This is a genomic window from Streptodolium elevatio (assembly GCF_040649515.1).
Taxonomy (GTDB): Bacteria; Actinomycetota; Actinomycetes; order Streptomycetales; family Streptomycetaceae; genus Yinghuangia; species Yinghuangia elevatio.
The window spans coordinates 1-18,368 of record NZ_JBEZFP010000091.1; the positions used below are offsets into that span (position 1 = coordinate 1).

Sequence of the window (18,368 nt, forward strand, 5' to 3'; positions counted from 1 at the left end):
CCGCCGGTCTCCGCCGCCTCCACGGCCAACTGCCGAAGATCGTCTATCCGGCCTTCCCAGCGGCGCTCGCGCTGTCGCTACTTGGTTTCGCCCTTGGTGTCGCCCGAATCGGTCCGACGGCCCTGGAGGTCGCGGCGGGTGTCGTCGTCGGCGGGCAGATCGGCCTCGATCCGCTCCTTGCGCACGGTGCCCGTCACCGTTTCCTCCTCGACGTGCTCCTCGGTGGTGAGGCGCACGCGCTCAACCGGGGTCACGCGTGTCTCGACCACGGCCTCCTCGGCGTACAGGGTGACTTCGTGCTCCGAGTCGGAGATCTCCGGACCCGCCATGGCGGCCGAGCGGTTCGCTTCGGTGATGGGCTCGCGTTCGACGCGGACCTCGTCATGGCGCAGCGGCACGGTCTGCTGCTCTTCCTCGGTCACCACGTACTTGCGCAGGCGCGCGTGTCCGGCCTCGTGGCGCTCGACGCCGACGTGCATGTGCTCTTCGGAGCGGGTCATGGCGCCGCCGGTGTCGGCTGCTCCCGCCTGCATGCCCGCCGCGGTCCTGCCGGCTGCGGTCTTGCCTGTCGCGGCCGTCCCGGATGCTGCTGCCGTGCCGGACGCTGTCTTCCCGGATGCCGCTGTCCCGGTTGCCGCCGTGCCGGAGGCGGCCTTCGTGTCGCCACCGGCAGAACTGCGGCCCGCGATACCCGCGGCTCCAGCAGCCCCGGCCGCGCCCGCCGCTCCGGCAGTACCGGCGGTGCCCGCAGTCCCGGTCTTGTCGTCGGAACGGGCCCATCCGCCTTCGCCCGGCTGGTTGGCCTTCTGCCAGGCCTCGTCCCAGGCGATGCCGTAGTAGTCGTAGAGCCGGCGTTCTTCCTGTGCCGACAGGTGGCCGCCCGCATCGACGTCGACGTTCGGCGCATCCTTGATCTTGCTCTTCGGGTACGGCACCTCCACGTGCCCGTCCGTCATCGTGGCGTCCCTGATGGGCACGAACGATTCGTTGCCCCCGAACAGCCCGGTCTTCACCGTGACCCATTCCGGTCGCCCCGTGGCGTCGTCGAAGAAGACGTGCTTGGCCGGGCCGACCTTGTGGCCCTCCGCGTCGTACACGGGATGATCCAGCACGGCGGGTATCTGATCGCGGGTGATCATTACTGCCTCCACTGCTGCGTTGTTTCGTGCTGTGTCGCTTCGGTCGTTGTGGCTTCTCCTCCGCGGGCTCGGCTCCGTGGGTTTGTCCGTGGGCTCGTTCGTGGGCAGCCGCGGGCATGCGCCGCAGCCGAGCCCGCGCGGCGACGCCGACGACGGCGCAAGCGCGCGAACGGTCTTGGAGACGGAGAGAATCCGATGAACTAACTGGAGGATCAACGGGTGTGGGCCTGCCCGCCGTACTGCCGGTCGGGCTCTTGCCTGGCAAACCCGGTCAATCTGATGCTTACCGCATGATCAGCCTATAAACGAACCAATTTCCTCGCGATCTCGGCGGCCGCCCGAGGCAGCCCGAGGCGGCCCGCCGAGATCGCGAGGATTGCGAGGATCACACGCTTGTGCGCCACTCCTCGGCCCCTACGCTGCGGCGCTCCCGCCGCGTACCAGCGCCCCCGCGAGGACACCCGTGTGCTCGCCGGCCTCGAAGGCGACCTCTCCCGAGACCACCGTGGCGACATAGCCGACGCCGGAACTGAGCAGGCGCGGCCCGTCGCTGGGCAGGTCCCTGGCGATCCGCGGCGAGGTGGTCCCGAGTCGGTCGAAGTCGATCAGGTTGATGTCGGCCTTCAGGCCGGGGGCCAGGACGCCGCGGTCGGTCAGGCCGACCAGCGCCGCGGTGTCCGCGCACTGCCGCTTGACCACCCACTCGACGGGCAGCCGCTGGTCCTGCGCGACATCGCGGGCCCAGTACGACATCAGGAACGTCGGGAAGTCGAAGTCGGCGATCATCGTGCAGTGCGCGCCGCCGTCGCCCAGCCCCGGCACGGTCAGCGGGTGGACGAGCATGTCGCGTACCGCCGTCAGGTCGCCGTCCGTGAAGTTCGCGACGGGCGTGTAGATCGTGCCGCCGCCCACGACGACGTCGTACGCCACTTCGAGCTGGTCGGTGCCGCGGGCCGCGGCGAGGGCGTTGAGCGAGCGCCGGACGTCGGCGTCCCAGCTGGGCGGGGAGCCGAGTTCGAAGGAGTGTGCGAATCGGGCGGCGGGGTCCGTCCCGGAGGCCCGCAGTTCGGCGAGGATGCGTTCGCGTACGTCCGGCGTGCGCAACGCCGTCGTCACCGCGGCCCCCGCCGCGTCGCCGGACGAGGCCGACCCCGCCGTCGCGGCCAAGGACCGGTACGTGGCCGAGCCCAGCAGCGGGTGGACCCGCCCCGCGAGGGACATCAGCAGGCCGACCGGGCGCGGCGCGACCTGGCCGCGCATCCGCAGCCCCGCCGCGTTTGCGGCCTCGAGGTGCCGCAGGATGTCGCGGTAGCCGTCGCTCGGCCGGCCGGGACGCTGCAACGTGGTCACCGACATCGGCCGCCCGCTCACCTCGCACATGCGGCGCAGGATCTCGAAGTGCGCGTCGACCGGGTCCTCGAACACCGCCTCGAAGACCCCCAGGCCGGTCCGGCCCACCGCCTCGGCGATGCCGACGAGTTCGGCCGCGCGGGCGGTCAGCGTCGGGGTGAGGCGTCCGTCCGACGCATGGTGGTTCACCGACCGCGAGGTGCTGAAGCCCAGCGCGCCGGCGACGACCGCCTCGGCGGTGAGCTCGCCCATGCGGCGGATCTCGTCGTCGGTGGGGACGGCCGTGTGGTCGATGCCGCGCTCGCCCATGGCGTACACGCGGACGGCGGCGTGCGGGACCTGTGTGGCGGCGTCGATCGCGCGGGGCACGCGGGCGACCGCGTCCAGGTACTCCGGGAAGCTCTCCCAGTCCCAGGCCAGTCCGCCGCGCATGACCGCACCGGGGATGTCCTCGACGCCTTCCATCAGCGCGATCGTCCAGTCGAGGTCGGCGGGCCGCACGGGCGCGAGGCCGACGCCGCAGTTCCCGGTGACGACCGTCGTGACGCCGTGCGTCGACGACGGCGTGAGCAGCGGGTCCCACAGCAGGTTGCCGTCGTAGTGCGTGTGGACGTCGACCCATCCGGGCGTGACGAGCAGCCCCGAGGCGTCGATCTCCCGGCGTCCGGCGGGCAGCTGTGCGCCCACTTCGCGGATCCGGCCGCCGTTGACCGCCACGTCGGCGGTACGCGGCGCCGCACCGGTTCCGTCGACGACCGTGCCGCCGCGGATCACCAGGTCGTCCATGTGCCAACTCCCTTTGCCCGTCGAGCCCCAGGTGCCCCCGGCTCGCGGCCGAGAGTAGGCCGGACTCCTTGACCTTGCAATGGTTTCCCCGGCGGCCGCGCGCGGATCTCTTGATTTGGTCAATCATCTTCGATATGTACGTCGGGTAACCAATTTCTCGGGGGCACGAGGCCTGACTTACGGAGGCACCTGGTCATGAGCGGACGCCTGCAGGACCACGTCGCGGTGATCACCGGCTCGGGAGCCGGCATCGGCAAGGGCATCGCCCGGCGGTTCGCCCGCGAGGGCTGCCGCATCGTGGTCAACGACATCCGCGAGGAGCCGGCCCGGGCCGCGGCGCAGGCGCTGGAATGGGAGTTCGGGGTCGAGACGCTGACGCTCGTCGGCGACGTCACCGACCGCGACTTCGCGATGGGCCTGGTCACGTCCGCGGTCGAGCGCTGGGGGCGGATCGACGTCCTGGTCAACAACGCGTGGGGCGGCGGGCACACCAACCGCCTGGAGAACAAGACCGACGCGATGTTCGCGCACGGCCTCGACATGGCGCTGTGGGCCGGGCGCTGGACGATGCAGGCGGCCTTCGCGCCGATGCGCGACGCGGGCGGCGGCTCTGTCATCAACATCTGCTCGTTGAACGGCGTCAACGCCCACCTCTACACGGCGGAGTACAACGTCGGGAAGGAAGCGCTGCGGGCGTACACGCGGTCCGCGGCCCGCGAATGGGCGCAGTACCAGATCCGCGCCAACGTGATCTGCCCGGGCGCGAAGACCGAGGCTTTCGCCGCGTACGCCGCCGCCAACCCCGAGCAGGCCGCGGCCGCAGAGGCGATGAACCCGATGGGGCGCATGGGCGACCCGGAGAGCGACATCGGCGGTGTGGCGCTGTTCCTGGCCTCGGAGGACTCCCGGTACGTCACCGGCAACACCCTCTTCGTGGACGGCGGCGGGGCGATCAACGGCGTGGTGTGGCAGCCGGTTCCGGAGGAAGACAGGGCCTCGTCGTGAGCAGAGCTGACGGCGACGGCGACGGCGACGATGACGGTCACGGCGCGGGCGGGAGTACGGGCGGGGGCACGGGCCGCAACGCCGATGCCGTCGAGCAGTTCTACAAGGCGTTCGGCGAGGCCTCGCGGCGCATCGCGTACAGCCGCATCGAGCAACGGATCGCCGACGCCCACGAGTTGGACCTGCTCGCGTTCCGCCTCATGCTGCACGTCCGCGAGGAGGACCGGCGCGTCGGCGAGCTCGCGCAACGCGTGGTCGCCCACGCGTCGCACACCTCCAAGGCACTCACCGTGCTCGAACGGCGCGGCTGGATCACCCGCCACGCCACGCCCGGGGACCGCCGGGTGGTCGAGGTGCGCACGACGCGCGCCGGGCTGACCGCGTCCCGCGCCATGCGCGCGGAGCTGCGGGCGGCACTCGCCGAACGGGTCGCGGACTGGTCGGAGGGGGACCTCGCCACGGCGACGGCACTCATGCGCCGCCTGTCCGACGCGTTCTGAGGCCTCCGGCCCCGCCCCGGCACGTCCGACGCTGCCGGCGCCTCCGAGGCACCGTGCCGCACGACCGGAGGGGCGCGGTGCGGGGACGGCGTCGGCAGGCGATTAAGATTGCGGAACGTGACGCCCCAGCCTGCGAGCAAGCCCCGCATCCCGAACGTTCTGGCCAACCGCTACGCCTCCGCCGAGCTGGCCACCCTGTGGTCGCCCGAGCACAAGGTCGTCCTCGAGCGCCGCCTGTGGCTCGCGGTCCTGCGTGCGCAGGCCGACCTGGGGATCGACGTACCCGCCGCGGCGTTGGCCGACTACGAAGCCGTCGTCGAGAACGTCGACCTCGCCTCGATCGCGGAGCGTGAGCGCGTCACGCGGCACGACGTCAAGGCGCGGATCGAGGAGTTCAACGCGCTGGCCGGGCACGAGCACGTGCACAAGGGCATGACGTCCCGCGACCTGACCGAGAACGTCGAGCAGCTCCAGATCCGCCAGTCGCTCCAGCTCGTACGCGACCGCGTCGTCGCCGTCCTCGCGCGCCTCACCGAGCTGGCCGCGGACAACGCCGAGCTGGTGATGGCCGGCCGCTCGCACAACGTGGCCGCGCAGGCGACCACCCTCGGCAAGCGGTTCGCCGGCATCGCCGACGAGGTGCTGGTGGCGTACGCCCGCCTCGACGACCTCCTCGGCCGCTACCCGCTGCGCGGCATCAAGGGCCCGGTCGGCACCGCGCAGGACATGCTCGACCTGCTCGGCGGCGACCAGGACAAGCTGGCCGACCTCGAAGGCCGGGTCGCCGCGCACCTCGGCTTCGACGCGACGCTCGTCAGCGTCGGCCAGGTCTACCCGCGCTCGCTCGACTTCGACGTCGTGACGGCCCTCGTGCAGCTGGCCGCCGGGCCGTCCTCGCTCGCCAAGACGATCCGCCTGATGGCGGGGCACGAACTGGTGACCGAGGGCTTCCAGCCCGGCCAGGTCGGCTCGTCCGCGATGCCGCACAAGATGAACACGCGCTCGTGCGAACGCGTCAACGGCTTCATGGTCATCCTGCGCGGCTACATGTCGATGACCGCCGAACTCGCCGGGGACCAGTGGAACGAGGGCGACGTGTCGTGCTCGGTGGTCCGCCGCATCGCGCTGCCCGACGCGTTCTTCGCCTTCGACGGCCTCGTCGAGACCTTCCTGACCGTGCTGGACGAGTTCGGCGCGTTCCCGGCCGTCATCTCGCGCGAACTCGACCGCTACCTGCCCTTCCTCGCGACCACCAAGGTCCTCATGGCCGCCGTGCGCGCGGGCGTGGGCCGTGAGACCGCGCACGAGGTCATCAAGGAGCACGCTGTCGCGTCCGCCCTCGCGATGCGCGAGCAGGGCGCCGAGCGCAACGAACTCCTCGACCGCCTGGCCGCCGACGAGCGCCTCCCGCTGGACCGTGCGGCGCTGGACGCCCTGCTGGCCGACCGCCTGTCCTTCACCGGCGCCGCGTCCTCCCAGGTCGCCGAAGTCGTACGCCGCGTCGAGGACGTGACGACCCGTCACCCCGAGGCCGTGAAGTACCGCCCGGGCGCGATCCTGTAGCCCACGCCGCCTGAACCGGCGGCCCGATGCCGTGAACATGGTGCCCGTGCGGAGCCTTCCGCGCGGGCACCACACGTCTCGTCCCGGGGAGGCACACCATCGGAGTCGACTGGACCCCCGCCCGCGTACGCCACGGCGTCGACCCGGACGAACTCGCTTCCCTGGCCGCCGAGGACGCACCGGCGGAACGCCGAAGTCCGCGACGGCTTCCGGCCCGCCCCCGACGAGGCCGACTCGCCTGGGCAGGGGACTTCTGCACCTGGGTCCGCCCCTGGATCGACGACGGCTACGGCCTCTACCCCTGGTCCTGACCGCCGTCCCCCTCAGCCGCGTCCCGCGCCGCGTCGTACGCCTTCACGACCCGCTTCGGCGCCGTCAGCCGCCAGGCGTCCTCGACCAGCTCCGCCAGCTCCTCGGCCGAGATCCGGTCCAGGACCACATCGATCCATCCGAAGCGCCCGAAGAACGGCTGCGGCGAGAACACCTCGGGCGCCTCCTCCAGCAACGCCGCCTGCGTCTCGCGCGTGGCCTTGAGACAGACCGTCGGAGCCCCGTAGCCCATCATCCCGAACATCTTCTTGCGCACGCGGAACGTCGGCTGGTCGCCCCACGCGTCGATCACAATCTCCTCGGCCTCCGGGAAGGCCAACATCATCCGGCGAACATCCTGCTCAGTGGGCATGCGAACCGTTCTACCCGCCACCCCCGACAACCGCCCGCGTCCGCGCGGTCAAGGTCCCGCCTCAGGTTGCCGACGCCACCTGCGGCGCCGCGGGAACGTACTCCACCGGGTCCTTGACGCACCTGCCGCAGGCCCGAAGCCCCTCCACGGTCCGCGCCACCTCTTCGGTGCACGCGGCCAGTCCTTGCGCTCGTCGGGATGCATAAGTGCGAGGGACACCGTCCGTTGGTGTGAGGCGTAGCGATTGACCCCGACCCGGTACACGACGACGCGCACAAAGCTTCCTCAACGGCGTGTCCAACAAGCCTAGAGGCCACACCCGGCCACTCCGGCACTCTTCCCCACAGCCCAACACCCCCGGACCGACGCTTTGCGGAACTCCATTCCGCGGCGGACGCACGGCGTATCGCTGGGGCGGTGGTCTTGATAGGAGTGAGTGGGGCTGCTCGGGTTACTTCTTGGGTGTGGACATTTGGCGGTGGGTGCGGCGGCGGGCGGGGGATCGGGGGCCGGACCGGGCGGCGGAGGTCGGGCCGAGCCGGAGGGTGGAGCGGCGTGAGCCGGATACGCCTATTGCCTTGGGGTGGCGGGGCTGGTGGGACGCGCTGCGGCGTACCGCGCACGAGTTCCGCGAGGACGAACTCGCCGCGCGCTCGGCGGCGTTGACGTACTACAGCGTCATGTCGTTGTTCCCCGCCCTGCTGCTGGCGATCGCGGTGCTCGGCCTGGCGGGGGAGTCGGTGACCGATGCCGTGCTCGACGACGCGCAACAGGCCCTGCCCGGTTCGGCGCACGATGTGGCGGCGAACGCGATCGAGGAGTTGCAGCGCACCAGCGGCGGCGTCGGGTCCGTTCTCGCCGTCGTGGGCCTCGCGTGGGCGGTGTGGTCGGCCTCCGGGTATGTGCGGGCGTTCATCCAGGCGGCCAACGCGGTCTACGAGGTGCCGGAGGGCCGGCCGCTGTGGAAGGTCACGCCGGTACGCATCACCCTCACGCTGGGGCTCATGCTGCTCGGCTGCGCGGGCGCACTGGTGGTGGTCGTCACCGGCGGCATAGCGCGGCGTACGGGGGACGCGCTGGGGTTGGGCGATGCCGCGCTGACCGCGTGGGCCTTTGCGAAGTGGCCCACACTGTTCGTGCTGTTCGGCGTGATGCTCGCACTGCTCTACTGGTGCGCACCGAACGTCCGCTCGGAGGGCTGGCGGTGGGTCACGCCGGGGAGCCTGGTCGCGCTGGTGCTGTGGATGGGCGCGTCCGCGTTGTTCGCCGTGTACGTCGCGAACTTCTCGCACTACAACCAGACGTACGGCGCGATCGGCGGGGTCATGGTGTTCCTGGTCTGGCTGCGGCTGTCCAACCTCGCCATTCTCCTCGGCCTGGAGTTCGACGCAGAACTCGCCCGGGGCCGTGCCATCGCCGGCGGGCTGCCGGAAGAGGAGGAGCCCTATGTCCATCCACGTGACACCCGCAAATGGCACCCGGAGGATTACCGGCAGTTCGCCGAGTGATCCGCAGCCCCGTTGATCCCGTTGATCCCGTTGCTCCGTTGCTCCGTGGCTGAAGGTTGATTCGCGGGCCCCGTTGCTCCGTGAAACGGACCGCCGACCGGGCGGGATGTGTGCGTGATCGATGCATCGCCGGGTGTTCGCCAGACCTAAATGGAATACCTGGGCGGAGTCGTTCCGGTTGTTGCCGTGCGCTGTTAGCTTCGCGCGCCATGACCAGAATTCCGCTGCACCGCCGCGACTTCGTGAAGATCACGGCCGCCGCCTCGGGAGCCGCCGCCGTGGGGGTGGCCTCGGCGCCCGCCGCGCACGCCGGCGAGGCGGCCGCCTCCGGCACCGGCAAAGGGACGGCCTTTCTGCACGGCGTCGCGTCCGGCGACCCGCTGCCGGACGGCGTCGTCATATGGACCCGCGTGACCCCCGAGCCGGGCTGCCGCCCGGGTTCGCGGCGCGGGCCGTCCAGCCTCGTGTTCTGGGAGGTGGCCGCCGACCCGGACTTCCACCGTCCGGTACGCGCGGGCATCGCCGCCACCGGGCCCGACCGCGACCACACCGTGCAGGTGGACGTACGCGGACTGCGCCCGGCCACCACGTACCACTACCGCTTCCGCACACTCCACGACCGCTCGCCCGTCGGCCGCACCCGGACCGCCCCGGCGAGCCGCCAGGACGTCGCGGGCCTGCGGTTCGGGATCGCCTCGTGCGTCAGCTACGGCAACGGTTACTTCGCCGGCTACCGCCACCTGGCCCGGCGCGGAGATCTCGACGCGATCATCCATCTCGGGGACTACATCTACGAGTTCGCGTCCGGGGCCGGCCACCCGGGCAGTACCGACGTACGCCCGATGGAGCCACTCGGCGAATGCCGGACCCTGGCCGACTACCGGGCCCGGCACGGGCAGTACCGCACCGACCCCGACCTCCAGGCGATGCATGCGGCCGCGCCGATCGTTGCCACGTGGGACGACCACGAGCAGGCCGGCGACGCGTGGTCCGGCGGCGCGCGCGACCACGACCCGGCGACGGAAGGGACGTGGGCCGAGCGGTCCAAGGCGGCGAAGCAGGCCTACTTCGAGTGGCTGCCGGTACGCCAGGACGTGCACGGCTCCACGCAGCGCCGCCTCGCCTTCGGCAGGCTCCTCGACCTGACGATGCTCGACCTGCGCAGTTTCCGGTCGCAACAGGTCGACCCGACCGACAACGCGGGACTCGACGACCCGGGCCGTACCCTGACCGGCCGCCCGCAGATGAGCTGGCTCAAGAGCGGACTCGCGCGCGGAAACGCCACCTGGAACCTGATCGGCAGCTCGGTCATGGCCGCTCCCTGGCGTCTGCCCACGGGCCAGGCGAACCCGCCCGTCACCATCAACGCCGACCAGTGGGACGGCTACCGCGCCGACCAGAACGAACTGTTCACCCACCTGCGCGACCACGACCGGCGCAACACGGTGTTCCTGACCGGCGACCTGCACTCGTCGTGGGCGGGTGAGGTTCCGGCGCCCGGCGGAGGGGCGCCGGTGGCCGCGCAGTTCGTGGTCAGCTCGGTGACGTCGACGCCGTTCGGCAGCCTGTTCCCGGGCGGCGCCGGGGCCCAGATCATCGCCGCGATCCTGGCCATGAACCCGCATCTCCGGTGGGGTGAGGCGGAATCCAATGGCGTGGGCATCCTCGACGTGACCAAGGCACGGGTGCAGATGGACTGGTACAAGGTCGCCGACCGCGCGAAGCCGGACAGCGCGGTGACCCACCTCAAGTCCTTTGCGCTGGACGGCGCGACGAAGAGAGTGGTGCCCGCGACGACCCCGGTCTGACCGTCGGCGCCGCTCCCCGGGCCCGCCGCCGCGTGCGGTAGGGCGGGCCCGGGGGCCGGCTTCCCCGGGCCGGGCCGGGTACTGCGAAGTCCGTTTCCCGCCAGCCGATTTCGGCCCACGACGGCAGGCTGCCCGGTGGAACGGAGGAACCACAGTGCCCACAGCCCCCGATGACGCCTGGTCCGTCATGCAGAAGTTCTATGCCGCCGAGGCCGCGTACGTGGCCGCGGGCGGCTACGGCAAGGCCGACTACGCGGCGGTGGCCGCGTACCTGGACCCCGAAGTCGTCCTGCACCAAGCGCCCGGCCTGCCGTTCACCGGCAGCGGAACATGGCGGGGCCACGACGGTCTGGAACGGTTCCTGGCGGCCTTCAGCGAGACCTGGGAGTCGATGGAGTTCCTGGACCAGGCCCATTGGGGCGACGCCGGCACCGTCGTCGTGCACAGCCGGGTGCGCTTCCGGGCCCGCGCGACGGGACAGGACGTCGACACCTCCATCCTGCAGCTCATCACGGTCCGGAACGGCCGTATGCTCGAATGCCGCCCCTTCTACTGGGACCCCGGCGCGGTCGCCCGCGCCTGCGACAGCGCCCCGACGGCAACGTTGCCCTCGCCCTGAAGCGCGTGGCAGGCTCGCGCCCATGCCGACCTTCCCCGCTCCCGACGACGGCTCCCGCCTTGCCTACCGGGCCGACGGGGACGGCGAGCCGCTGATCTGCCTGCCCGGCGGCCCCAGTGCCTCCGCGTACCTCGGCGATCTCGGCGGCCTGACCGTACACCGCCGCCTGACGGCCCTGGACCTGCGTGGCACGGGGGGATCGGCCAGGCCCGAGGACCCTGACGCGTACCGCTGCGACCGCCTTGTGGACGACGTCGAGGCATTTCGCGCACACCTCGGACTTGCGCAGATCGACCTGCTGGGCCACTCCGGAGGCGTGAACCTGGCGGTGCTGTACGCGGTGCGCCATCCCGAACGCGTACGCCGCCTCGTCCTGGTCGGCCCCAGTACGCGCGCCGTCGGCGTCGACATCACCGGGGAGATGCGCCGGGGCGTGGCGCAACTCCGGGTACGGGAGGCGTGGTTCGCCGAGGCGTACGCCGCCCTCGACGTGCTGCTGTCCGGGGGCGACGCCGACTGGGACGCGATCACGCCGTTCCTCCACGGCCGTTGGGACGACGAGGCGCGCGCCTTCCACGCGGCGAGCCAACCGGACAACGACGACGCCGTGCGGATGTACGGGGCCGAGGGCGTCTTCGACCCGGCCGCGACGCGGGCGGCGCTGAAGACGTGCAGTGCCCCGGTCCTGCTGCTCGTGGGGGAGTACGACCTGAACAGCCCGCCGCCGTCGACCGAGGAGTTCGCGGATCTCTTCCCGCACGCGGAAGTCGTCGTGCAGCCCGGGGCAGGCCACTACCCGTGGCGCGACGACCCCGCCCGGTTCACCGCGACGGTCGCCGACTTCCTGGGCTAGCCCCCGTCGCCAACTTCCGGGGCCAGCCCCGCTCGACCGTCGCCCCCGACCACACGCGGGCGGCGACCTGGCGAAATTCTCCACACAACCCGCACCGGATCTCCGGCAGCGGCCCGACGGCCGCCGTGCCGCATCGGCTTCCATGGCTGTGGACTTCGGGGGAAACCCCCTGCCACCGAAGGGATCCCGATGCGTGTCACCATGATCCTCCCGGCGCTGACGGAAGCCACCGGGCCCGCCCGCCGTCCCGTCAAGTACGCGCTGTTCCCACCCCTCGGCCTGGCCACCCTCGCCGGATACCTCGACCCCGACGACGAGATCGACCTGTACGACGAGCACGTCGAGCCCCTCGACCTGGCCGCGATGCTCGGGGCACGCCCCGACCTGGTGGTCATCCAGCCGTACATCACCTCCGCCCGCCGCGCGTACCAACTCGCCGACATGTTCCGCGCGCACGGCTCGTACGTTGTCCTCGGCGGCCTCCACGTCACGTCACTCCCCGACGAGGCGGCCCTCCACGCGGACAGCATCTTCCTCGGACCTGGCGAAGACACGTGGCCGCTGTTCCTCAAGGAGTTCCGCGACGGGCACCCCCGCCCGCGCTACACCTCCACGCTCCGCACGCTGGAAGCACTGCCGCCGATACGAAGGGACCTGATCAAGCGTCACCACTACCTTGTACCGAATTCCCTTGTCGTTTCTCGGGGTTGCCCGCATCACTGCGACTTCTGCTACAAGGACGCCTTCTTCGAGGGCGGCAAGAGCTTCTACGTGCAAGCCGTCGACGACGCCCTCGCCGAGATCGACCGACTACCCGGCCGACACCTGTACTTCCTGGACGACCACCTGCTCGGCAACCGCCGCTTCGCGGAAGCCCTGTTCGCGGGCATGCGCGGTATGGGACGCGTCTGGCAGGCCGCCGGGACCGTGCAATCCGTCCTGCAACCCGGTCTCCTGGAACGGGCCCGCGACGCGGGGCTGCGCAGCCTGTTCGTCGGGTTCGAGTCGGTCAACAGCCCCAATCTTCCCGACACCCGCAAGACCCAGAACGTCGGGCGCGACTACTCCGCCGTCGTACGCCGCCTCCACGACTGCGGCGTCATGGTCAACGGCAGCTTCGTCTTCGGCCTCGACCACGACGGGCCGGACGTCTTCGCCCGAACCGTCGAGTGGGCCGTCGGCGCAGGCGTCGAAACGGCCACGTTCCACATCCTCACGCCCTACCCCGGCACCGGCCAGTTCCGCCGCATGGAGGCCGCCGGCCGCATCCGGCACCGCGACTGGGACCTGTACGACACCCGGCACGTCGTCTACGACCCCGTCGGGCTGACGCCGGGGCAACTGGAGAACGGATACTGGCGTGCATACCGGGACTTCTACACGTGGCGCAACATCGGACGCTCGGCCGCCACGCACGCGCATCCGCGCGAACGGCTGCGGCACCTGGCGTACGCGGGCGGCTGGAAGAAGCTCGAGCCGGCCTGGGACGCGCTGATCCGGTACGGCCGAGTCCTGGATGCCCTCCCACTCCTGGAACGCACTCTCACCGCTTTCGGCCGGCATCGCCCGAACACAGCAGCGGATGCCGGCACCTCCATCCCCGCCGACCACGAGCGCCCAGCCGCGGGGGCCGTGCCGCGCTCCCCACAGGGGGGCTTCGCGGCGAGCGGCGCTGCCCCCGATTGACCAGTCGAGGGGAGTAGGAAGAAGGTCGGGCGGGCGTCGGCGGTCAGGTATCCGGTGTCAGGCGTGGCCGAGGCCGTGGTGCAGTTGGCCGCCAAGTTCGGCGGCGATCTGGTGCATCCAGGCGGACATTTCCGTGCGGTCCTGCGAGTGGTCGCCGCGCAGGGCGGCAAGCTGGGCGTCGTCGAGGCGCTCGGGGCCGGCGGCATCGATCATGCGGCCGAGTTCGGCGAGGACGGCGACCAGCCTCTCGGCGTCGGCGTGACCGACGGACGCGGTGTGGGCGTGGTGGCTGGCGGTGACGGATCCGGGCATCGTGCTTCTCCCTCCGGTGTCCTGCCATCCACGCTACGCCGCCCGTACGGGGCCCTCGACCGCAACCGAGTACGTCAACGCGCGCATCCTGAAGTTCGTCGAGACCGCCCACGGCGATTGGGCGCCTTGCGCCGCGGTGGTGCAGGCGAGGCGGTGCGCGCGGAGCCGGCGATGTCTCCGAAAGCGGCGGGAAGCGCGGAAGGGGGGTGAGGTACGGCTGCCGGTTGGGCCTCCTCGATGAGGGCGTTCCGGTGTTCAGTTGTGCCCATCCGGCCCCACCCCCCATGACCGCGGACCTCGAAGGTGCTCTGACCGGCCTCAATCTCGTCGGTACGGTATCCCGCCCCGCTGACACCGCCTCGCCGTGGTCATCGGGCGGGGCGGGGGCGGTGTCCGGTGCGGGCGGCTCAGGCGAACGCGGCTTCGCGGCGGTACGCACCGGGTGTGGTGCCGAACGCGTGTCGGAACGCCTCGATGAACGCGCTCGGCGTGGCATACCCGCACGCCGCCGCGGCGCCGGTGACGGACGCGCCGCCGGCGAGCAGCTTGAGCGAGTGATGGAGCCGCAGTTGGCCGCGCCACTGGGGGAAGCTCATCCCGGTCTCGGCCCGGAACAGGCGGCTGAGCGTACGCTCCGCGGCTCCCACCGCCGCGCCCAGCTCGGCGAGCGTCCGCTCGTCGCCCGGATCCGCGGCCAGCAGGGCGGCGACGTCCCGCAGCCGCGCGTCACGCGGCGTCGGCAGGCCGAGAGGCAAGGCCTCCACGCGCTGCAACTGGTCCAGGGCCACGCGCTCCAGATTGCGGCGCTGCCCCGGCGTCAACTCCCGTTCCCGGTCCGGCACATGCTCGGCTCCGGTGAGTACGGCGACGACCTCGCGCAGCAGCGGCGACACCGACAGCACCGTGGGCCGGTCCAGGCGCAGCGGGTTGACGTCGGTCGGGAAGCAGAGCGTCCGCAACTCGCTGGGCCCGTGCGCCTCGTGCGCGTGCGCGACCCCGGCCGGGATCCACACCGCCCGGTGCGGCGGCACGACCCACGAGCCGGTCTGCGTGGAGACTTGGAGCACCCCGAGGCCCGGCGCGATGAGCTGGTTCACCGCATGGTCGTGCCACTCCACCCGTTCCCGGTGCGCCATGGGCGCTCGGGTCGGGCCGTCCAGGGGCTTCCGGGTGATCGACATGGTCCGGCCAGGATAACGAGCCCGCTTCCCGGCGCAGATTGGCGGGTTGTCGGTAGAAGGCGTCCGAGTATCGACAGCTCCCAAGGTGCGGCGACCGGAAAGCTGGTCCAACGGGACCAGGCAGACAGGTACCAGGCATAAAGGTGCCAGTCGTACTGGAACCCACCTGGACCGGACATGCCAGCCGGAGCCATCGGCCGGTCTCACCCGCCGGACTCACCAGAAGGGACGACTCGCACATGAGAGCGCACGCGGCCGCCACCGGGGCCGCAGACGACGCCGCAAACGATATTGCCAAGGACGGGTCCACGGACGCCGCCGAAGCCGCCGAGGCCATCGGCGTCCGGGGGTCCGGCGAGAGTGCCAGGCCGCGGGCCGACCCGACCGTGTGGCGGCGGATGCGGCTCTGGGGCATCGCACACGCCGTGGACGACCTCTACCAAGGGCTCGTGCCCGCGAGCGTGCCGTACTTCGTCCTCGAACGCGACTACAGCTACGTCGCCGCCTCGGGGCTGACGCTGGCGGCGACCCTGGGCAGTTCCATCCCGCAGCCTTTCCTCGGTGTCGTCGTCGACCGCTACCGCGCGGGCTGGATGGCCGCCGCCGGTGTCGGGCTCGCGGGCCTCGGGCTCGGCTTCTCCGGACTGATGCAGCCGTACTGGGCGGTGTGGGCGCTGATCCTGCTGTCCGGCCTGGGCGTTGCCATGTTCCACCCGGCGGCGGGCAAGGCGGCCCGCGAACAGGCCGGTGAAAGCACCGCCGCGATGAGCGTGTTCGCGGCCGGGGGCAGCGTCGGATTCTTCATGGCGCCGGTGCTCGCCACGCCCGCGCTCGTCGCGTGGGGCGTCGGCTCGACGGCGCTGTTCATCCCGCCCGCGGTGCTCGTCGCGTACGTCCTGCACCGCAACCGGCACCGCCAACGTGCCCTCGCCGCCGCGGCGTCCAAGTCGCGTACCGGCGAGGACCGCTGGGCGCCGTTCCTGGTCCTGACCGGCATCGAAGTCGTCCGCTCGGTCACGTTCTTCGGGGTCAGCACCTTCATCGGGCTGTACTGGATCCGGTACTTGGACGCCTCGGACGTGCTCGGCGGCGTCGCCCTGGCGTTCTTCCTCGGCGGAGGCGTGCTGGGCACGTTGGCCGGCGGACGGATCGCGGACCGCATCGGGCTCGTGCGTACCGTGCAACTCGGCGGTGTGCTGGTGATCCCGATGCTGGTCGGCCTGCGCGCGACGCCCGGACCGTACGTGCCGCTGCTCTTTGCGCTGCTCACCGGAGTCGCGCTCAACATCCCGTTCGCCGTGCTGGTCAAGCTCGGTCAGGACTACCTGCCGACCCGTCCCGGTACCGCGGCAGGGGTCACGCTGGGGCTCGCGGTGAGCGTCGGCGGCCTGATCTCCCCGGTGTTCGGGTTCGCCGCCGACGCGAGCGGGCCGCAGGCGGTGTTCCTGATTCTGTGCTTCGTACCGATCGTCACGCTTGCTCTGGGTAAGTTCCTGAGCGAACCCGGCACACCGCCGGCAGGCGCCGACGAAGGCACGAACAACCAGCGCACGAGAGTGAGTTGACGAACAGCAACGAAACGCGGCAACGAATCACGACACGAACGACGAAGCGCGGCGCCGCCGACAACGCGTCCGGCGGCGCCGCGTGCCCGTCCCGGCGTCAGCCGATCGGCGGCCTCCGGTCGAACCACGGCCGTGCCTCTTCGAGTTGCGTCGCCAGCGAGAGCAGGAGCCCTTCGGTCCCCAAGCCGCCGACGAACTGCACACCGAGCGGCAGACCGCCCTTCGTCCAGTACGTCGGCACCGACATTGCCGGACGCCCGGTGATGTTCGCCAACTGCGTGTACGGCGTCCACCGCAGGTTCTCGTCCGCGACCCGGTCGACCAGGTCGGTCTTCGCCAGCAGCCCCGCACCGCGCACCGCGAGGAGCAGGCGGCTCGCCGCCGCCATCCACGCCGGTGTCGCCAACTGCCCCACCCGCGCGGGCGGATGCGCCAGCGTGGGGGTCAGCAGCAGGTCGTACGTCTCGTGGAACACCGCGAGTCGGTGGCTGTGCTCGTTCCAGCGGTTGTGCGACGCGATGTACGTCGGCGCGTTCGTCGCACGCCCGACCGCGGCCATGATCCGCGTGTCCAGCTCGAACTGGTCCTCGCCGCAACCCGTCGCCTGCCGCACGTGGTCGACCTCGGCGGCCATCGACGCGAACCACATCGTCAGGAAGTCCCGGGCCAGTTGGCGTTCGTCGACGCCGGTGGTCGCCTCCTCGACCTCGTGGCCGAGTTCGCGCAGCAGTGCGACCGCGTCCTCGACGGCCGCGACCGCCTCGGGGGAGACGTCGGTGCCGATCGGCGACACCGTGGCGTACCCGATGCGCAGGCGCCCGGGTTCGCGCCGGGCGAGTTCGAGGTACGGGCCGTCCGACGCGCCGGGCATGTACGGCCCCGCCGGGTCGTGGCCGGCGATGACGTCGAGCATGAGCGCCGAGTCGCGCACGCTCCGGGTCAGTACGCCGTGCACCGCGGCGCCGTGCAGGACCTCCGCGTACGACGGGCCGCTGGGCACCAGGCCGCGGCTCGGCTTGAGGCCGAACAGGCCGCAGCACGCGGCGGGGATGCGGATCGAGCCGCCGCCGTCGTTGCCGCCCGCCGCGGGGACGATCCCGGCGGCCACCGCGGCCGCCGAGCCGCCGCTCGAACCGCCGGGCGTGTGCGCGGTGTTCCACGGATTCCGGGTTGGGCCGTCGACCTGCGGCTCGGTGATGCCCTTGGCGCCGAACTCGGGAGTGTTGGTCTTGCCGAACACGACGAGTCCGGCGTCCAGCCACCGCCGCACCACTTCGGCGTGCTGCGGCATCGGCTGCCTGGCCAGTGACCGCGAGCCGGAGCCGGTCGGCAGGCCGGCGTAGTCCTGCATCAGGTCCTTGATCAGGAACGGCACGCCCGCGAAGGCGCCGGACAGGGTGGACTTGGCGCGCTCCCGGGCGATGTCGTGCATCGGACGGACGATCGCGTTGAGCCGCGGGTCGACTTCCTCGGCCCGCGAGATCGCGGTCTCCAGGAGTTCGGCGGGCTTCACTTCGCCGCTCGCCACCAGGCCGGCCAGGCCGATCGCGTCGTGCTTGCGGTACTCGTCGTACTCCACCGCCGCTCCTCCTCGCCGAGGCGTTGCTACTCGCGAGTAGCTCTCCGTCGAGCGTACCGGGCGCGAATCAAGGCGTGCCAGGGGAGCGCGCCGCGGCAATCCGCACATCTGTGACTACTGGTAACACACGCCGTCGTGCGGGACCGTGTGTGTATGAGCGAGCGCAGCGAGCGACACAGCAGCGGGGCCTGCCGTACCGACGCGGCCGCCGACCGGCGTGCCGGGGCGGCGG

15 protein-coding genes are annotated in these 18,368 nt (G+C 71.5%); 9 read left to right on the top strand and 6 right to left on the bottom strand.

The annotated features are described in order from the left end of the window. Positions 1-77: 77 nt before the first annotated feature. Positions 78-1,139 carry a PRC and DUF2382 domain-containing protein gene (locus AB0C36_RS28880; RefSeq protein ID WP_358359527.1) on the bottom strand — a complete coding sequence of 354 codons (1,062 nt, stop codon included), beginning with the start codon at positions 1,137-1,139 and terminating at the stop codon, positions 78-80. 414 nt (positions 1,140-1,553) lie between these two features. Next, on the bottom strand, positions 1,554-3,275 hold the full coding sequence (locus AB0C36_RS28885) for an N-acyl-D-amino-acid deacylase family protein (protein WP_358359528.1): 1,722 nt from the start codon (positions 3,273-3,275) through the stop codon (positions 1,554-1,556). A 195-nt stretch (positions 3,276-3,470) separates the two neighbouring features. On the opposite strand from AB0C36_RS28885, the gene AB0C36_RS28890 reads away from it, so the two are divergent. From AB0C36_RS28890 to purB, 3 genes are all read left to right on the top strand, one after another. Next, positions 3,471-4,280, top strand: coding sequence for an SDR family NAD(P)-dependent oxidoreductase (locus AB0C36_RS28890; protein WP_358359530.1), 810 nt, complete (start codon positions 3,471-3,473; stop codon positions 4,278-4,280). Further along, positions 4,277-4,780: a MarR family winged helix-turn-helix transcriptional regulator gene (locus tag AB0C36_RS28895; RefSeq protein WP_358359531.1), complete on the top strand. Its 504-nt coding sequence runs from the start codon at positions 4,277-4,279 to the stop codon at positions 4,778-4,780. Before AB0C36_RS28890 ends, AB0C36_RS28895 begins: the two co-directional genes overlap by 4 nt. 117 nt (positions 4,781-4,897) lie before the next feature. Further along, positions 4,898-6,343 carry an adenylosuccinate lyase gene (gene purB, locus AB0C36_RS28900; protein ID WP_358359533.1) on the top strand — a complete coding sequence of 482 codons (1,446 nt, stop codon included), beginning with the start codon at positions 4,898-4,900 and terminating at the stop codon, positions 6,341-6,343. A gap of 295 nt (positions 6,344-6,638) precedes the next feature. On the opposite strand, the gene AB0C36_RS28905 is transcribed toward purB, so the two are convergent. Next, positions 6,639-7,025 carry an MmcQ/YjbR family DNA-binding protein gene (locus tag AB0C36_RS28905; protein ID WP_358359534.1) on the bottom strand — a complete coding sequence of 129 codons (387 nt, stop codon included), beginning with the start codon at positions 7,023-7,025 and terminating at the stop codon, positions 6,639-6,641. Positions 7,026-7,603: 578 nt separating this feature from the next. Between AB0C36_RS28905 and AB0C36_RS28910 the strand changes: the two genes are divergently transcribed. The 5 genes from AB0C36_RS28910 (at position 7,604) to AB0C36_RS28930 (ending at position 13,499) form a co-directional block, all read left to right on the top strand. Beyond that, entirely contained in the window at positions 7,604-8,533 is a 930-nt protein-coding gene (locus tag AB0C36_RS28910; RefSeq protein WP_358359535.1) for a YihY/virulence factor BrkB family protein, read from the top strand. Between the two features lie 209 nt (positions 8,534-8,742). Then, the gene (locus tag AB0C36_RS28915; RefSeq protein WP_358359537.1) at positions 8,743-10,341 is read left to right on the top strand and encodes an alkaline phosphatase D family protein; all 1,599 of its coding nucleotides are present in this window, start codon (positions 8,743-8,745) and stop codon (positions 10,339-10,341) included. A 154-nt stretch (positions 10,342-10,495) separates the two neighbouring features. Next, positions 10,496-10,960 (top strand): nuclear transport factor 2 family protein, encoded by a 465-nt coding sequence (locus AB0C36_RS28920; protein ID WP_358359540.1) that lies wholly within the window; start codon positions 10,496-10,498, stop codon positions 10,958-10,960. Positions 10,961-10,982: 22 nt separating this feature from the next. Continuing rightward, positions 10,983-11,813, top strand: a complete 831-nt coding sequence (locus tag AB0C36_RS28925; RefSeq protein ID WP_358359542.1) for an alpha/beta fold hydrolase — start codon at positions 10,983-10,985, stop codon at positions 11,811-11,813. 189 nt (positions 11,814-12,002) lie between these two features. Then, on the top strand, positions 12,003-13,499 hold the full coding sequence (locus tag AB0C36_RS28930; protein ID WP_358359544.1) for a B12-binding domain-containing radical SAM protein: 1,497 nt from the start codon (positions 12,003-12,005) through the stop codon (positions 13,497-13,499). A gap of 57 nt (positions 13,500-13,556) precedes the next feature. Here the strand turns inward: AB0C36_RS28930 and AB0C36_RS28935 are convergent, their stop codons facing one another. Both AB0C36_RS28935 and AB0C36_RS28940 read right to left on the bottom strand, forming a co-directional pair. Then, positions 13,557-13,811 (bottom strand): hypothetical protein, encoded by a 255-nt coding sequence (locus AB0C36_RS28935; protein ID WP_358359546.1) that lies wholly within the window; start codon positions 13,809-13,811, stop codon positions 13,557-13,559. A 407-nt stretch (positions 13,812-14,218) separates the two neighbouring features. Further along, a complete protein-coding gene (locus AB0C36_RS28940; protein WP_358359549.1) occupies positions 14,219-14,992 on the bottom strand; it encodes an AraC family transcriptional regulator in 774 nt (257 codons plus the stop codon). A 239-nt stretch (positions 14,993-15,231) separates the two neighbouring features. Between AB0C36_RS28940 and AB0C36_RS28945 the strand changes: the two genes are divergently transcribed. Then, positions 15,232-16,557 carry an MFS transporter gene (locus tag AB0C36_RS28945; protein ID WP_358359552.1) on the top strand — a complete coding sequence of 442 codons (1,326 nt, stop codon included), beginning with the start codon at positions 15,232-15,234 and terminating at the stop codon, positions 16,555-16,557. Positions 16,558-16,654: 97 nt separating this feature from the next. Here the strand turns inward: AB0C36_RS28945 and AB0C36_RS28950 are convergent, their stop codons facing one another. Continuing rightward, on the bottom strand, positions 16,655-18,136 hold the full coding sequence (locus tag AB0C36_RS28950) for an amidase (RefSeq protein ID WP_358359554.1): 1,482 nt from the start codon (positions 18,134-18,136) through the stop codon (positions 16,655-16,657). Positions 18,137-18,368 lie beyond the last annotated feature (232 nt).

What these genes read in the sequence shown, in the direction of transcription:
- AB0C36_RS28880 (WP_358359527.1), bottom strand. Translation starts at nt 1,139, where the DNA reads ATGATCACCCGCGATCAGATACCCGCCGTGCTGGATCATCCCGTGTAC.
- AB0C36_RS28885 (WP_358359528.1), bottom strand. Translation starts at nt 3,275, where the DNA reads ATGGACGACCTGGTGATCCGCGGCGGCACGGTCGTCGACGGAACCGGT.
- AB0C36_RS28890 (WP_358359530.1), top strand. Translation starts at nt 3,471, where the DNA reads ATGAGCGGACGCCTGCAGGACCACGTCGCGGTGATCACCGGCTCGGGA.
- AB0C36_RS28905 (WP_358359534.1), bottom strand. Translation starts at nt 7,025, where the DNA reads ATGCCCACTGAGCAGGATGTTCGCCGGATGATGTTGGCCTTCCCGGAG.
- AB0C36_RS28915 (WP_358359537.1), top strand. Translation starts at nt 8,743, where the DNA reads ATGACCAGAATTCCGCTGCACCGCCGCGACTTCGTGAAGATCACGGCC.
- AB0C36_RS28925 (WP_358359542.1), top strand. Translation starts at nt 10,983, where the DNA reads ATGCCGACCTTCCCCGCTCCCGACGACGGCTCCCGCCTTGCCTACCGG.
- AB0C36_RS28930 (WP_358359544.1), top strand. Translation starts at nt 12,003, where the DNA reads ATGCGTGTCACCATGATCCTCCCGGCGCTGACGGAAGCCACCGGGCCC.
- AB0C36_RS28935 (WP_358359546.1), bottom strand. Translation starts at nt 13,811, where the DNA reads ATGCCCGGATCCGTCACCGCCAGCCACCACGCCCACACCGCGTCCGTC.
- AB0C36_RS28940 (WP_358359549.1), bottom strand. Translation starts at nt 14,992, where the DNA reads ATGTCGATCACCCGGAAGCCCCTGGACGGCCCGACCCGAGCGCCCATG.
- AB0C36_RS28945 (WP_358359552.1), top strand. Translation starts at nt 15,232, where the DNA reads ATGAGAGCGCACGCGGCCGCCACCGGGGCCGCAGACGACGCCGCAAAC.